The following is a 14,833-nucleotide window of genomic DNA, read 5'->3' on the forward strand; positions in this document are numbered from 1 at the left end:
TTTCGGAGTAGCTTGATCGAGGGCAGATGCGCGGGCCGAAACCTCCCAGGGCCATCGAAGGCGAAGACTATTACCTCGAGGGAGGCCGGGTGGTGTTTACAGAGGCGTATCACCTGAAGCGGGGATACTGCTGTAACTCGAAATGCCGTCATTGCCCTTACCGTGAGAGCGCGCCGACGGAAGCGATAACCGTCATGGCACCTCGCCTGAAACTTCTCTGACGCAGAGGCCGCGCTCGAGCGCCCGCGGCGGAGCGCGGCGTTCCGCCGTCAACGCATGAGGCGACATGGCGGTCTCTGTTGCGCGGCTCGCACGTGCCGCCGGCCCGCGGCGATCTCTGGGCCACACTTCGTCGTGCTGTCGATGACGGTGGAAGCTCGCGCTCGCGATGGAATGCCGGTTGATCCGGATTGTGCGAAGCGTCTAGGATTTCGCATCCCACACTCGCGCAGGAGTTCCTATGCGTCGCAGTCTTCGCCCTCTGCTCTACTGCCTCTTGCTCTCGGTGCCGGTCGGCTGCAACGCCGCGCCGGACGACAAGGCGCCGCCGCCGCCGCCGGTGGTCGACCCGGAGCCGACGATCGAGGACACGGATGAGGACGGCATCAGCGACGCGGAGGAGGGGCGCGACGAGGCGGTGGACACCGACGATGACGGCGTGCCGGATTTCGAGGACACCGACTCCGACGACGACGGCGTGTCCGATGAGGTCGAGGGCGCCATCCCGCTGGGGCAAACGGGGCTGCCTGACAGCGACAGCGATGGCGTGCCCGATTTCCGCGACGAGGACTCCGACAACAACGGTCGCCCCGACGGAGAGGACGGCGAGGACGACCTCGATGGCGACGGCAGGGCCGATTACGCGGACCTCGACGATGACGGCGACGGCCTCTTCGACAAGGACGAGCTGGGAGCGGACCCGCTCGACCCGGTGAACACCGACGGCGACAGGTGGCCTGACTTCCGCGACACCGACTCCGATAAGGACGGCATCCTGGATCGGTTCGAGCGAGCGCTCGACGCTGACGGCGATGAGATCCCGGCGTTCCGAGATCTCGATTCGGACAATGACTGCCGGCCCGATTCGGTCGAGCGGGGCGAGGGCGAGCCCGAGCATCCGCCCATCGACAGCGACGACGACGGCGGGGCCGATTTCGTCGATCTGGACAGCGACAACGACGGCCTCCTCGACCAGCTCGAGGACGTCAACTGCGACGGCGTGCTCGATCCGAGCGAGTCGAGCATCGCGAGCGAGGACACGGACGAGGACGGCGTGAGCGACCTCATCGAGCAGTCCGCCGGCACGAACCCGAACGACGACATGGATAACCCGCGGGCCAACGGGGACTTCGTGTTCGTCGTGCCCTATCGGGCCGATCCGGATCCGGCGCAGGACACGCTCGATTTCTCGACCAACATCTCGCAGGCCGACGTGGTGTTCGCGATGGATACCACCGGCTCGATGGGCCGTGTGATCTCGAGCTTGAGGGAGACGCTCCAGGAGATCATCGCGCAGCTCGCCGAGGAGATCCCGAGCATCGGCATCGGGGTGACTCACTACAGGGACTTTCCGACCAATCCGTACGGGGCCTCCTCCGATCGGCCGTTCTATCTGCAGCATCGGGTGATGAGCGTCCTCACGCCGGAAGGGAAGGAATCGGTGCAGGACGCGGTGGACTCCCTCGCGGCCGCGGGCGGCGCCGATACTCCGGAGAGCGGCTGGGAGGCTCTCTATCAGATCGCCACCGGAGAGGGCACGCGCGCGGGAGGCTCCAACGTGCCTGCGTTCAATCCGGTGACCGCGCCGCCGAGCGAGATCCCGGCGGGCGAGTCGGTGGGGACCCTCGGCGGCGTGGGCTTCCGCCCCGGCTCGCTGCCCATCGTGGTGATGCTCACCGACGCGCCGAGCCACAACGGGACGATCCCGGAGAACAACTACTCGAGGCTCGACTCGCCGAACTACGCGCAGGCGCTTCGCTCGCTGACCGCTCTTGGCGGCCGCCTCATCGGCATGGCGACGACCGATGGGGACTCGGACGAGCCCAAGGCCGACCTCACCGCCGGCGCGCTGGGGACCGGCTCGGTCGTTCCGCCGTCCGCGTGGGGATCGGCTGAGTTGCGCCCGCCGGGGTGCGCGGTGGATCAGTGCTGCATCGGGGACGACGGGAGCGGCGTGACGGCGACGAACGGCAAGTGCCCGCTCGTGTTCTCCGTCTCCCTCAGCGGCGCCGGCCTGAACCTGGCTGTCATCCAGGCGATCAAGGTGCTCACGACCTACGTCACGCTCGACATCTCGGCGGCGGCGGAGGACGACGAGACCGACACGGTCGACGCCGTGAGCGCGTTCATCGACAGGATCATCGCGAACAACCAGGCTCCGGAGCCCTGCACCGCCGGGCTCAGGGTCGTGGACAGGAACCTCGACAGCGTCGCGGACACCTACGCCAACGTGTTCCCGGGGCCGACGGTCTGCTTCGACGTGATCCCGAAGATCAACGTCTCGGTGCCTCCGACGACGGAGCCGCAGGTGTTCACGGCGAACATCGTCGTCACCGGCGACGGCGTGACCACGCTGAGCACCCGCAAGGTCTTCTTCCTCGTTCCGCCGGAAATCCCGGAGCCCCCCATCCAGTGACGAGCGGCCGGCGCTCGCCGGCACGCGCCCGGAGCCGCCGAGGGGTCGCCCTGGCGGCTCTCTCGAGGCCGTTCGGGGCCCGCTTCTGGTACACCACGGTCATGGTCGAAGGCTCGGTCAGCGGGGGTGCCCGGGCGCCCGGGGAGGCCCGCGGCGCGGCGCTCTGGGAGCTCGCGCGGCTCTTCTTCCGGCTGGGCGCCACGGCCTTCGGCGGCCCCGCGGCCCATGTCGCGATGATGGAGGACGAGGTGGTCCGCCGGCGCGGCTGGATGACGCGCGAGGACTTCCTCGATCTCTACGGTGTGACCAACCTGATCCCGGGACCCAGCTCGACCGAGCTGGCGATCCACATCGGGCACCGCCGGGCCGGCTGGGCGGGGCTGCTCGTGGCCGGGGCGTGCTTCATTGTCCCGGCGGCGCTCATCACGCTCGGGTTCGCGTGGGGCTATGTCCGGTTCGGCGCTGTGCCGGAGATGTCGGCGCTCCTCTACGGGGTGAAGCCGGTGATCATCGCGGTGGTGGTCCAGGCGCTCTGGGGTCTCGGCCGCGCCGGCTTGCGCTCGAAGCGCTCGATGGGCCTCGCGGCGCTCTGCGCGGGAGCGAACCTGCTCGGCGTCCACGAGCTCGCGGTCCTGGCCGGCGCCGGCGCGCTCGCGGTGGCGCACCGGCTCGCGGCCGGGCGTCCTGCGGGCCCGTCTCCCGGCGTGGCGGCCTTTGCGGTCCCGCTCGTCGGGGGCGCCGCGACGGCCGCGGCCGCGGGCGTCCCGTTCGGGCTCCTGCCGCTGTTCCTGTTCTTTCTCAAGGTGGGCTCGGTCCTCTTCGGGAGCGGCTACGTGCTCCTCGCGTTCCTCCGCGCGGACCTCGTCGAGCGATACGGGTGGATGACCGAGGCGCAGCTGCTCGACGCGGTGGCGGTCGGCCAGGTGACGCCCGGTCCCGTCTTCACGACGGCGACGTTCATCGGATATCTCCTGGGCCGCGTCCCGGGCGCTCTGGTCGCCACGGTGGGCATCTTCCTTCCGGCGTTCTTCTTCGTCGCGCTGAGCGGCCCGCTGATCCCCCGCGTCCGCCGTTCGGCCGTGGCCTCGGCCTTCCTTGACGGCGTGAACGCGGCGTCGCTCGCGCTGATGGCGGTCGTGTCCTACCGCCTTGCCCGCGCGGCCGTGGTCGACTGGCTCACCGGCGCCCTGGCCCTCGTCGCAGCGCTCCTCCTCGTCCGTTACCGCGTGAGCTCGCTCTGGCTCATCCTGGCCGGCGCGGCCCTCGGCATCCTCTCCGTTCATCTCTAGAGCGACCCATCGAGGCTCGCAGCCTCAACGTTGCCTCCTCGGCGGCCCCCCGCGGCCCGGAGCCCCTCTCGCTCGCGATCCTCTATCTGGCCGGCGATCGTACGGAGGCGGGCTCCTCCGCGGCCACCAGCGTCGACCCGGCCCCGAGGTAGAACGCGTTGCCTCGCCAGGCGACCCGCCGGTTCGAATAGGCGTTCAGCCAGCAGAAGAACCAGCACAGCGTCCGCAGCGGCTCCGCCGCCACCAGCGTCAGGTTGAAGCGCGCCGGCCGCAGCGCCCTCAGGGCCAGGAACGTCCCCAGGCTCTGCAGCGCCCAGGCGAACAGCCAGACTTCCAGGGCGAAGCGCGTCGGGCTGAGCAGCAATGTCAGCCAGGCGATGAGCAGCGGCGAGTTGAACGGCTCCACCGCGAAGCAGCGCGGAACGAGCGCGCGCCGCATCTTCGCCCAGCGGGTGTGCCGATCCAGCGTGCGCATGAGCGAGCAGCTCGTATTGCGGTTCTCGATCGGATCCAGGCAGAGGTCGACCACGAACCCGCGCGCGCTGAAGCGCTGCCCGAGCACGTCGTCCTCCGCCAGCACGCTGGCCACGCTCTCGAACCCGCCCACCCGCTCGAGATCGATCCGTCGCATCGCCATCGACTTGCCCACGCTGATCGACCGCCCCGCGAGCTCGGCGGCGGCGACGACTCCGGGCGCGATGAACGCCCCGAGCTGCGCGTTCTCGACCACCGCGCCGAGCGTGCGCTCCCCCGTGCCCACGACCAGGCTCGAGACGAGCCCCACGCCGGGCCGCATCAAGCTCGACAGCAGCGCGTGGAGGTAGTCCGGGCGGACACGCACGTTCGCGTCCGAGATGACGAGGACGCTGCCCTCCGCCCTGCGCGTGAGCTCGAGGAGCTGCGCCACCTTCGGGTTCAACGCCTCGCTCGGATCCGTCAGGCAGAGCCGCGCCCTCACCTCGGGGTGCGCCGCGATGAAGGCCTGGATCACCGGCACCGCCGGGTCTTCACGCGAGGCGACGCCGAAGACGAGCTCGTAACAGGGGTAATCGAGGTGAGCGAAGGATTCGAGGTTGCCGGCGAGCTCGTCATCGACACCGGCGACAGGCTTGAGGACGCTGACGACCGGGGTCGCCGCGAGCGGCGGCGGCGCCTCGAGCCGACGCCGGCTGATCCTCCAGAGGAAGGAGGCCTGAAGCGTCGCGTAGATGGTGGATGACAGCGCCGTCGGCGCGACCGTCGCCAGAGCTCCCCAATCCATGGATGGCGATGCTGACCGAGGCGCGTGGCGTCTCGATGGCCGGACCGCAAATCCAGCGCTGCCTTTTCGCGACCGGGGCGTGACAGGACCTCACCGCGCCCCCTGCCGCCTGGGAGCGACTCCCCACGACACGCCGCGAATTCCCTGGTGACATCCCATTCACCAGAGGATCTGTCGCCGACACACGCGCGCCGGGCCGCAGCGAGCGGGGCCGCGCGGCCGGGCAACGTCAGCCCATGCGGCCGATCAGCTCTCGCGTGATGTTCTTTTGATGGGACTCGAGCGTACCGCCGCCGATCTCGAGCAGCTTCGCGTCTCGGAAGAACCGCTCCACCTTGTACTCGGTGCAGTAGCCCCAGCCGCCGAGCACCTGCATGGCGTTGTCGGCCACCTCCTTGCCCACCGGCGCCGCGAAGAGCTTCGCCGCGTCCGTCCCGAGGCGGTTTCTCCGGTCGGGGCTGACGCCGCGGGCCACCGAGTAGATGAGGGCGCGCGCCGCCTCGGTCTTGGCGTAGCTCTCCGCGATGTAGCGCTGGATCTGCCCGTGCTCGGCGATCGGCTTGCCAAAGCTCCTTCGCTCTCCTGCGTACTGGATCATGATGTCCATACAGCGATCCGCGATTCCGAGGCTCATGGCGGCCAGGGTGAGGCGCTCCAGCTCCAGGTTCCTCATCATGTTGCGGATCCCGCCCCCCTCCTGGCCCAGGACGTTCCGGGCGGGCACCACGCAGTCATCGAAGATGAGCTCGCTCATCGTGCTGGCGCGCATTCCCATCTTCGGCGTCTTCTCGTCCGTCGAGAACCCGGGGAAGCCGCGCTCCACCACGAAGGTCGTGACCCTGTCCTCGATGGTCGCATAGACCAGGAAGATCCGGGCTTCGGGGGCGTTCGTGATGAGCGCCTTGCGCCCTTTCAGGATGAATCGATCCCCGTCGCGCCGGGCGAACGTCTTCATGCCGAGCACGTCTGTCCCGCTCGTGGGCTCGGTCATGCCCATCGCGCCGATCCACTCGCCGGAGAGCACCTTCGGCAGGTACCGCGCGCGCTGCTCGTCGTTGCCGGCGTGGAAGAAGTTGTTCACGAACAGCATCGCGTGGGCGAGATACGCGAGCGTGAAGCCGGGGTCGCTCTTTGCGAGCTCGTGGTGGATGATCACGGCGGCGACCGCGTCCATGCCCGCGCCCCCGTGCTCCGACGGCACGGTCACGCCGAGCAGGCCGAGCTCGCCCAGCCGCTGCATCAGGGGGATGTTGAGGGTCGCGCTCCGGTCGTGCTCGTCGGCCTGCGGCTCGACGACCTCACGGGCGAAATCCCGCACCATTTGCCGCAGCATCCGGTGCTCTTCCGTCGGGTTTTCTAGATCGCTTTCCATGGCGGAGGATGACGCGCTCATCGCCGCCCAACGTAGCACGTGGAAGCGCGCACCCGCGACGGCGTGGCACGCGATTCGCTTGATCCCTGGACGAACCCTCTCGAAAGGGGCCGAATGAAACACTGGACCGATATGGTGCTCTGGGGCGTGGCCCTAGTGTCGCTGCTGATCTGGCTGCTCGCCGTGCTCGGTGCGCGGCACGCGAACAACTGGATCCACGTGCTCCTGGTGATCTCCGCCGCGTTCGCCGTGACCGGGATGCTCCGGCAGATGCCCGCGCGGCCGCGGCGCTGAGCCGGCGGGCGCCGCGGGCGCCGCTGGCGGCAACTCCACCTCTGTCGCCGTCGGCGCGGGCCCGTCCTGGCAGCAGCGGACGCCGGTCGAGTAATCGAGGTAGCTCCTCGGGTGGGCCGTGATGAGCGCCTCGCAGCCGGACCGGGTCGAGCGCGCGTAGAAGCCGCCGGCGAACGCGCCGCCCGGCTCGTTCACCCACTCATCGAGGTTGCCCACGAGATCGTAGACCGCGTCGCTGCCCCAGCGGCTCCTGCACCGGGGGCTCGCGCCCGTCTCGCGCAGCAGGGGCTCTCGGGCGCTGCGCACACGGTTCAGCCGGGGGTCCAGGTGGCCGATCGACGCGTTGCCATGGAGCAGGGAGGCGGGGTGCGCTGGCCGGAAGACATTGCACGCGCCCTCCTCGAACGTGTCGCCGTACGGGTACAGGGTGTCGTCCTCACCGCGGCACGCCGTGACGAACTCCTCGACCGAGCAGAGCCGCTTGCCCGCGGCGGCGCAGGAGCTCTCGGCGACGAGGCCGGTCGCGTAGCCGCTCGGCCGCACCCCGAACCGGGAGCGGGCCAGGGCGGCGATCGTCCGGCCGCGCTGCCAGCCGGGGAGCAGGGGCAGCGGGAAGGCGCGGGCGTGGACGTCGCCGATCCGCCGCCGGCCGGTCGACCACTCGGCGAGCGTGAGCTCGAGGAGGTTCGGGGTCGACGGGTAGTCGGGCGAGAGCGCCTGTCCCGTGGCGCCGTCGACGAGCATCGCCTCGAAGCGATCGATGCAGAAGCGGCCGCCCTCGATGGCGACCATGTCCGCGGGGCACGCGGGCGCGGCCGGCAGCGCGGGGGCGAGCGCCTCTGTCGGCTCTCCCGCCGCCGCGCGCACCGCCGCGACCGCGCTCTCGGGCAGCGCGGGGCGCGCGACGCCCGCCTCGGCCTGCGCGTCGAGGCCGCTCACCGCGCTCCCGAACCACCGCAGGCTGCCGTCGGCGGCCCAGACGACGTCGCCCACCACGCAGGCGCCGGGGGCCGCGAGCTCCGGCACGGTCACGAAGGCGCCCGGCGAAGGCGCCGGGACCGCGCGCCGCGCCGGCTGCCCGTCGACGCAGAGCGCGCCGGTGTCGTCCTCCGGCCACGGCTGCGACGCGAGCTCCGCGCCGTCGTCGTCCAGCCAGACCACGTGGCGCCGGGCCGCGTCGCTGAGCAGCGCGCCCCCCTCGGGCAGGGCGACGAGCCGCACCGCGAGGTCGCCCTCGGCGAGCGGCAGCGACGTCTCGCGCGCCGCGCCGGGCCGGCCGAGCGCGTCGATCGAGAGCGCCACGACCCTGCGTGGGTCGCCGGCGCTCACGCCGGCGACGAGGGCCCCGCCGCCCCGGCGCTCGCAGGCGTCGAACCCCGCGCGCACCGGCGACGCGATCGCGACGGCGGGCGTCGCGGGGCCGGCCGCGGCGGCGTGGGGCGCCGCCGGCGCGAGCGCGCCCGGCCCGGCGAGCGCGCCCGAGGCGTCGATGCCGGTGATCTGGAGCCGATCGCCGAGCACCTCGAGAAAGAGCCCCCGCTCGCGCCCGCCGACGAGCGCCGTACCGCCCTCGTGGGCGCGCCCCCGCAGCGCGGGCACCACGAAGGGCTCGGGCACGAGCCGCACGACGTCGGTCCTCGCGAGCCACCAGGACGCTCCGATGCGCGCGGCGCGCCGCCTGTCGGCGGGGCGCTCCGGCTCGCCGATCGGCGTGCCCGGCGCGCCCCCCGGCGGCGCGGCGCCGATCCCCTCGGGCGCCGCCGCCGCCGAGATCGGCCCGCGCGGGTCGAGCCGGTGGAGCTGCCCCGCGGCGAAGGCGAGCCCCTCGCCGTCGGTCGCGAGCGCGCCCCACGCGATGCGCGCGCGCCGCGCCGGGAACGGGTCCGGCTCGCGGCGCGGCTGCCCGTCGGCGCGCGACGCCGAGAAGAGCTCGCCGGAGGTCGTCTGGAAGTAGGCGCGATCTCCCGCCCACGCGGCGAGCCCCGGGTCGTACGCCGGCTGCCCTGTGGCGCGCCGGGCGCCGCTCGCGGCGATGCGCGCGAGCGCGTCGATCTCGGCCGGCGCGAGCGGGGTCGCGTCGGCGAGGCGCGCCGGATCCACGGCGCAGACCGCCCTGGGCGCGGCGCCGGCGGGGAGCCGCTGGAGCGAGGGCGCGACGCGCGTCGCCTGGCAGGCCCCGTTGCGGCCGGTGACGCCGACGACCACGGCGCCCGCGCTCGCCGTCACGAGGCGCGGATCCAGGTGGCCGCGCAGCGTGCCGTAGTCGAGGTCCCCCTCGGCCACGACGGCGCGCCGGCTCGCGTCGAGCTTGCCGTCCTCTCCGAGCGACGCGAAGGCGATCTGCGCGCTCCCGAGCCATGACGTGCTCGTCTTCTTCGCGCTCGCCGCGTAGTAGAGCAGATCGATCGCGCCCGGCCTCCCGCCGGCGTCGATGAGCCCCATGCCGTCGAGCGGCGGCCGGAACCGGAGCCCGGTGGGCGACGACGTGGCCGCGATCCCGCCGGCCGGCGAGATCCAGCGGACCCGCACCTCGACCTCGGGCAGCGGATCCGGCCGCTTCGGCCGGGGCGCCGCGCGCGGGGCCTTCCTGGGCCGGCCTTCGCGCCCTCGATCCGCGCCGCGCTTCTTCTTCTCGACCGCCGCGCCGCGCGCGCCGGTCGTCTTTCCGGGCCGGCTCGCCGCGGGCGTCTTGCGGGCCGGCGCCTTGCGGGCGGTCTTCGCCGGGGCGGAGCGCTCGCGCGCCGCGCGCTGCGCCTTCGCGGTGCTCCTGTCGCCCTTCGCGGGATCGGCGATCTCGAGCTCGATCAGCGCGACGCGCTCGCCCACGGCCGCCGCCGCGTGCGCGCGGGCTCTCGCGCACGAGCGGGACGCGGCCGAGGTCTCGCCGGGGAGGAACGCCGTCGCGCAGATCTCGCCGTCCTGCGAGGTGAGCAGCGTGGTGCTCCCGCCGGGCGAGGAGAGGGCGCCGGCGAGGTCCTCGTCGACCAGCGGGAGCGGCGGCCCGAGCTCGCCGGTCGCGGCGTCGAGGCGCCTGACCCAGCCGGATCGGTCCGACGACGTTTTCGAGAGGAACAGCACCGAGCGGCCGTCGAGCGACGGCTCGAGCGTGAACGGGAGCGGCTCGACCTCTGGCGCGCCGACCGGCGTGCGGCCGGGTTGCGCCGTGGCTGCGCTCGTCGCCGCGGCCTCGGCCGAGGTCGATGCCGCCGGGGCCGCGGCCGGCTCGCGGTCGGAGGCGCGCGCCGCCGTGCCGGCAGGCGCGGGCGATGCCGTCATCGGGCGGCCGGAGCACGCGCCTGCGCCACAGGCGAGCGGCACGAGCAGCGCAGCGATGAGGGAGAGGGGCGATCGGGGATGTCGCATGCTTCGCACGGTCGGCCTCCCTCGCGGCGCGGCCGGGAGGGGGCGGCGGCCGAGCCTAGCGCAGATGGGCCGGCGATCGTCGCCGGGGGCTCACGCGTCGCGCGCCGTGGGCGCCCACACGCCGGAGCGTGCGCCGCGGTGCCGCTCTGTACGGGCCACGAGCGTCGCGGGGGCGCGCGCCCGCGGGCACGGCGGCTGCAACCCGGCAGGGCGGAGAAATTCCAGGAGGCCTCCATGAACGCGTCGATTCACCGCATGCACGTAACTCTGGGCTCCGTCGCGCTCCTCGCGCTCGCCTCCGGGTGCGGCGGCGAGCGGCGGCCGGCCCAGCCGATCGGCAGGACGCCGACGTTCGAGTCCGAGGCGCCCTACGCCGCCGAGCCGCAGCCGTACGCCGCCGATCAGCATCCCCCGGGCGCCGCTCCGGGGCGCGCGCCGGAGCCCGGCTCGGACGAGCTCGGTCGGCGCCCCACCGAGCCCACCGAGGAGGACCGGACGCGCCACGGGGCCGCGGGCGGCCTGGACGAGCACGAGCTCTGCGAGGAGATCTCGGCGTCGACGAGCGTCACCGCGGAGGACATCCCGGGCGGCGTGCAGATCGTGATGACGCCGAGCCCCGGCGCCAGCGCGACGTCGCTCGACATGCTCGCCCGCCGGCTCGACACGCACCTCGGCGCGCTCCGCCAGGCGCAGCAACCGCCGGAGGACATCGTGACGCGCTGCCGCCTGTTCGACATGGCCCGCATGGGCGCGCGCGGCAGGGTCGTCGAGGCGGCGGACGGGCTCCGCGTGCTCTTCACGACCGACGACGCCGCGAGCGTCTCGACCCTCCGCGAGCAGGCGCGCCAGTTCGTTCAGTCCGCTCGCGAGGGACAAGTCCGGTAGGGCTGTCCAGTGCCGCGGGGGTGCCGCCGGCCGAGATCGGGGCCGTGCAGGTGGCGCTCGACCGGTCGTGGGGTGCGGGCTAGCCTGTGAAGGCGCGGGCTAGCCTGTGCCTGAAGGGTCCCCACGATGAGCAAGAAGCTGGATGAAGAGTTGGCTCAGGCGCTGTCTCTGGTGGAGCAGCAGGACACGCCCGCGGTGGTGAAGCCGGCCGCGGCGAGCCCGCCGACCAAGCCGCGCGCGTCGCGCAGCCTCGGCCTGCTCGCGACGCTGCTCGTCATGGTGGGCGCGCTCGTCTCCCTGTTCCTCGTCGGCTTCAAGGAAGCGGCCGTCTACGCGACGCCGGTCGATCAGCTGCTCGCCTCGAAGGAGAAGCTCGCCGGCCGCAAGGTCCGCGTCGAGGGCGAGCTCGTGCCCGGCACGCTGGCCAAGCGCGACACCCCCTGCGAGTACCGCTTCCAGATCCACGGCACGCAGGCGCCGCTGCCGGTGCGCTACGCCCAGTGCGTCATTCCCGATACCTTCCGCGACGTTCCGAGCGGCGGCGTCCAGGTGACCGTCGAGGGCACGCTCCAGCAGGACGGCAACTTCGAGGCGAGCCTCGTGATGGCGAAGTGCACCTCGAAGTACGATCCCAACTCGCACGAGATGAAGGGCGGCGCCGCGGCCGTCGAGGGTCCGCTCTCGCTCAAGTGAGCGGGACGCGCCCGTCCGCTGCCCCTGCGCCCGCGCGCGGCGCAGCCCTGGCAGACCCGGTAGCGCTCGCCTTCGCCCGCGCATCCTCCACACTGCGACGATGATCCCCCGTGACCGCCGGTTGCTGAGCCCCGTCGGCGACGGACGCAGCTCGCCTGTTCCGGGCGAGCCGCCCTCCGGCCGCGGCGCCGCGAGCGCCGGCGCGTCGAATCCCATCGGCCCCGTCCTGACGGCGCAGCACGCGCTCACCCTCCTGCCCGACATGGAGGCGGTGCTGGGGTCGATCTTCCGCGACGTCGAGCGCGCAGAGCGGCGCGTCGACATCGAGACGTACATCTACCGCGACGATCTGCTCGGGAGCTCGTTCGGGGACATCATGGGGCGGGCTGCGGCGCGCGGCGTGCGCACGCGGCTCCTCTACGACCCGCTCGGCTCCCACGAGACCGACGCCCCGTTCTTCGACGAGCTCCGGCGCCGCGACATCGAGGTCCGCGCTTACCGCCCGATGGCGTCGGGGCTCGGCCAAGGCGGGCTCCTGCCGCGGGACCACTCGCGCGTCATCGTGATCGACGACAACGCCTACACCGGCGGGGCCGCGTGGGGAGACGAGTGGCTGCCCACGCGGCGCGGAGGCAAGGGGTGGCACGACGTCTGTATGCGTCTCGAGGGCCCCTGCGTCGACGATTTCGCCTTCCTCTTCGAGCAGCGCTGGCGTGAGGCCGACGGCGGATCCGAGGGGCTGCGCGACTTCGCGACGGGGCGCAAGTACCCGGATCTCGAGCTCGTCGCGGACACGCCGGACGACAACGCCCGGGTCTATTCCCGTTACCGCGAGGCGATCCAGCGCTCGAGGGAGCGCGTCTGGATCGAGAACGCCTATTTCTTCCCGCCCGCCGGGATGCTCAAGGATCTCGTCGACGCCGCCTCGCGCGGCGTCGATGTCCAGATCATCCTCCCCGGCGAGACCGATCTGCCGATCATCCAGCGCGCCGCGCGCGCCGAGCACGCCGCGTGGCTCGATCGCGGCTTCAAGCTCTTCGAGTACCAGCGGGATGTCATGCACTCGAAGTTCGCGCTGGTCGACGACGACTGGTGCACGATAGGCACGTTCAACGCGAACCCGAGCAGCCTGAGCGCCGTCAACGAGGTGAATCTGTTCGTGTTCGATCCGGCGTTCGTCGCGCAGGTGGCGGACCTGTTCTCGAAGGACAGGGCGGACTCGCGGCCGGTGATCCGGGGCTCGCTCGCGGCGCGGTCGCTCCAGGGCAAGGCCGCTGACTGGCTCGCTCACGGGGCCTTGAGCCTCCTCGACAAGCTGGTCAAGACATCCCCGGATTGACCCCCGAGGAGGAGGCATTTGAGCCAGGATCGCGACCTCGTCATCCTGACCCAGAACATCTGGGGGGGAGCCGCCCTCTGGGAGCGGCGCCGGACGATGCTGGCCCGGCTCATCAGCGATCTGCGCCCCGGCATCATCGGGCTCCAGGAGGTGCACGCACCGGGCGCGAGCGGCGATCTCGGCCAGGCCGGCGAGCTCTCGCGGCTCGCCGGCGGATACAGGGCCTGGTTCGCGCCCGGCCGGGTCGCCGCGGGCGGCGAGTGCGAGGGGGTCGCGCTGCTCTGCAGGGAGGACATCGAGGTGCTCGATCACTCCCTGGAGGCGCTCACGCTCGATCGCGAGGACCCGTTCGAGCGCGACAGCCAGCGCGTGGTCCTGCGCGCCGCGATCCGGCACGCGGGCGCGGTGATCGACGTGCTCGTCACGCACCTCTCGCTGTCGAAGCGCGCGCGGGCGCGCACCGTGCGCGAGCTCGTCAGCTTCGCGGCGCGCGAGCGCGAGAAGTCGGGGAGCCTCGGCGCCGTGCTGATGGGCGACTTCAACGCGCTCCCGAGCGAGGAGGCGGTCTGTTACCTCCAGGCGAGCGCCGGAGACGGCTGCTGGCTCGACGCCTGGACGCAGGCGCACCCCGGCAAGGCCGGCGGGACCTGGCCGGCGGGCCTGCCGCTGCGCCGCATCGATTATGTCTTCGTTCAACCGGGGGAGGGGTGGACGATCACGCGCTGCGAGCGGGCGCCGTTCTCCGGCTCGGATCACCACGGCGTTGTCGCGTGGCTGCGGCTCGGCGCCTGACGGGCGGAGCGCCGCTCGCCCGGATCCCGGGCAGATCTCGATGGATGAGGCCGGCGTCCCGCCCCCGGCGGCGCGCCTGCCGCTTCACGACGCAGAACGAGGTTCGGGGATCATTCGTATCGGTGAGTCGGGGGTTGCCCGTGTCGTCTTGTGAGCACACCCAGGATTCGCTCACGCGGCGAGCGTGAGCGACAGCGCGCCTCTGCGGCGCGTCACGACGCGCGTGTTGAACCCGCCGCGGCAGACCGAGTAGGCTGGCGGCTCATGAGCAGACTGCTGATCTTGGGGGCGACCGGGGGCACGGGCGCCGCGTTGGTCCGTCAGGCCCTGGAGGCTGGCCACGAGGTCTCCGCATTCGCGCGCACGCCGGCCACCCTCCCTGTCCCGCACCACGAGCGGCTGCGCGCGCTCCGGGGCGACATCATGGATGCCGAGCAGGTGTCGCGCGCCGTGCCCGGCCACGACGTCGTCCTCTCCGCCCTCGGGGCGCGAGGCCTGGGTCCGACGCGCGTCTACTCCGAGGGCATCGCCAATGTCCTCCGCGCGATGAAGGAGCACGGCGTCCGCCGCCTGATCGCCGTCACCTCGGCGGGCATCGGCGAGGAGCAGCAGAGCGCGCTCTGGTTCCGCCTCCTGGTCAAGCCGCTGCTCCGCAACCGGCATTCCGACATGATGCGCATGGAAGAGGCCGTCCGCCAGAGCGATGTGACCTGGACCGTCGTGCGCCCCTCCAAGCTCACGGATGGACGGCTCACCAAGGAGTACCGCGCCAGCGTCGACGACCTGCCGCTGGGCGGCTATTTCTTTGGTGGTCCCACGATCTCGCGCGAGGACGTGGCGCATTTCATGCTCTCCCAGATCGACAGCGACGAGTACCTGCGCAAGAGGGTCGTCGTGACGTACTGAGGCA

General features: G+C 72.3%; 11 protein-coding genes. 8 read left to right on the plus strand and 3 right to left on the minus strand.

Features of this window, described 5'->3' with window-relative positions; genetic code table 11:
- Positions 1–26: 26 nt before the first annotated feature.
- The 3 genes from WMF36_RS47070 (at position 27) to chrA (ending at position 3,924) form a co-directional block, all read left to right on the plus strand.
- On the plus strand, positions 27–221 hold the full coding sequence (locus tag WMF36_RS47070; protein WP_437577413.1) for a DUF5522 domain-containing protein: 195 nt from the start codon (positions 27–29) through the stop codon (positions 219–221).
- Positions 222–460: 239 nt separating this feature from the next.
- Entirely contained in the window at positions 461–2,635 is a 2,175-nt protein-coding gene (locus WMF36_RS47075; RefSeq protein WP_437577414.1) for a VWA domain-containing protein, read from the plus strand.
- Positions 2,636–2,736: 101 nt separating this feature from the next.
- Positions 2,737–3,924, plus strand: coding sequence for a chromate efflux transporter (chrA, locus tag WMF36_RS47080; protein WP_437577415.1), 1,188 nt, complete (start codon positions 2,737–2,739; stop codon positions 3,922–3,924).
- Between the two features lie 82 nt (positions 3,925–4,006).
- On the opposite strand, the gene WMF36_RS47085 is transcribed toward chrA, so the two are convergent.
- From WMF36_RS47085 to WMF36_RS47095, 3 genes are all read right to left on the minus strand, one after another.
- On the minus strand, positions 4,007–5,185 hold the full coding sequence (locus WMF36_RS47085; RefSeq protein WP_437577416.1) for a glycosyltransferase: 1,179 nt from the start codon (positions 5,183–5,185) through the stop codon (positions 4,007–4,009).
- Between the two features lie 229 nt (positions 5,186–5,414).
- Positions 5,415–6,557 carry an acyl-CoA dehydrogenase family protein gene (locus tag WMF36_RS47090; protein ID WP_437577417.1) on the minus strand — a complete coding sequence of 381 codons (1,143 nt, stop codon included), beginning with the start codon at positions 6,555–6,557 and terminating at the stop codon, positions 5,415–5,417.
- 153 nt (positions 6,558–6,710) lie between these two features.
- Positions 6,711–10,223, minus strand: a complete 3,513-nt coding sequence (locus tag WMF36_RS47095) for a hypothetical protein (RefSeq protein WP_437577418.1) — start codon at positions 10,221–10,223, stop codon at positions 6,711–6,713.
- Positions 10,224–10,448: 225 nt separating this feature from the next.
- On the opposite strand from WMF36_RS47095, the gene WMF36_RS47100 reads away from it, so the two are divergent.
- The 5 genes from WMF36_RS47100 to WMF36_RS47120 all read left to right on the plus strand — a co-directional run bounded on the left by WMF36_RS47100 (position 10,449) and on the right by WMF36_RS47120 (position 14,829).
- Positions 10,449–11,099, plus strand: a complete 651-nt coding sequence (locus WMF36_RS47100) for a hypothetical protein (RefSeq protein ID WP_437577419.1) — start codon at positions 10,449–10,451, stop codon at positions 11,097–11,099.
- Positions 11,100–11,225: 126 nt separating this feature from the next.
- Positions 11,226–11,792 (plus strand): cytochrome c maturation protein CcmE, encoded by a 567-nt coding sequence (locus WMF36_RS47105; RefSeq protein ID WP_437577420.1) that lies wholly within the window; start codon positions 11,226–11,228, stop codon positions 11,790–11,792.
- Between the two features lie 100 nt (positions 11,793–11,892).
- Positions 11,893–13,131: a phospholipase D-like domain-containing protein gene (locus WMF36_RS47110; protein ID WP_437577421.1), complete on the plus strand. Its 1,239-nt coding sequence runs from the start codon at positions 11,893–11,895 to the stop codon at positions 13,129–13,131.
- A gap of 18 nt (positions 13,132–13,149) precedes the next feature.
- Entirely contained in the window at positions 13,150–13,923 is a 774-nt protein-coding gene (locus WMF36_RS47115; RefSeq protein WP_437577422.1) for an endonuclease/exonuclease/phosphatase family protein, read from the plus strand.
- A 264-nt stretch (positions 13,924–14,187) separates the two neighbouring features.
- The gene (locus tag WMF36_RS47120; RefSeq protein WP_437577423.1) at positions 14,188–14,829 is read left to right on the plus strand and encodes an NAD(P)-dependent oxidoreductase; all 642 of its coding nucleotides are present in this window, start codon (positions 14,188–14,190) and stop codon (positions 14,827–14,829) included.
- The last annotated feature ends 4 nt before the right edge of the window (positions 14,830–14,833 follow it).

It is taken from the genome of Sorangium sp. So ce887 (genome assembly GCF_051521455.1).
GTDB lineage: Bacteria > Myxococcota_A > Polyangia > Polyangiales > Polyangiaceae > Sorangium.

Bases quoted from the DNA above. Each gene is read 5' to 3' on its own strand.
- WMF36_RS47090 (WP_437577417.1), bottom strand. From the start codon at position 6,557: ATGGAAAGCGATCTAGAAAACCCGACGGAAGAGCACCGGATGCTGCGG.
- WMF36_RS47120 (WP_437577423.1), top strand. From the start codon at position 14,188: ATGAGCAGACTGCTGATCTTGGGGGCGACCGGGGGCACGGGCGCCGCG.
- WMF36_RS47100 (WP_437577419.1), top strand. From the start codon at position 10,449: ATGAACGCGTCGATTCACCGCATGCACGTAACTCTGGGCTCCGTCGCG.
- WMF36_RS47110 (WP_437577421.1), top strand. From the start codon at position 11,893: ATGATCCCCCGTGACCGCCGGTTGCTGAGCCCCGTCGGCGACGGACGC.
- WMF36_RS47070 (WP_437577413.1), top strand. From the start codon at position 27: ATGCGCGGGCCGAAACCTCCCAGGGCCATCGAAGGCGAAGACTATTAC.
- WMF36_RS47105 (WP_437577420.1), top strand. From the start codon at position 11,226: ATGAGCAAGAAGCTGGATGAAGAGTTGGCTCAGGCGCTGTCTCTGGTG.
- chrA (WP_437577415.1), top strand. From the start codon at position 2,737: ATGGTCGAAGGCTCGGTCAGCGGGGGTGCCCGGGCGCCCGGGGAGGCC.
- WMF36_RS47085 (WP_437577416.1), bottom strand. From the start codon at position 5,185: ATGGATTGGGGAGCTCTGGCGACGGTCGCGCCGACGGCGCTGTCATCC.
- WMF36_RS47075 (WP_437577414.1), top strand. From the start codon at position 461: ATGCGTCGCAGTCTTCGCCCTCTGCTCTACTGCCTCTTGCTCTCGGTG.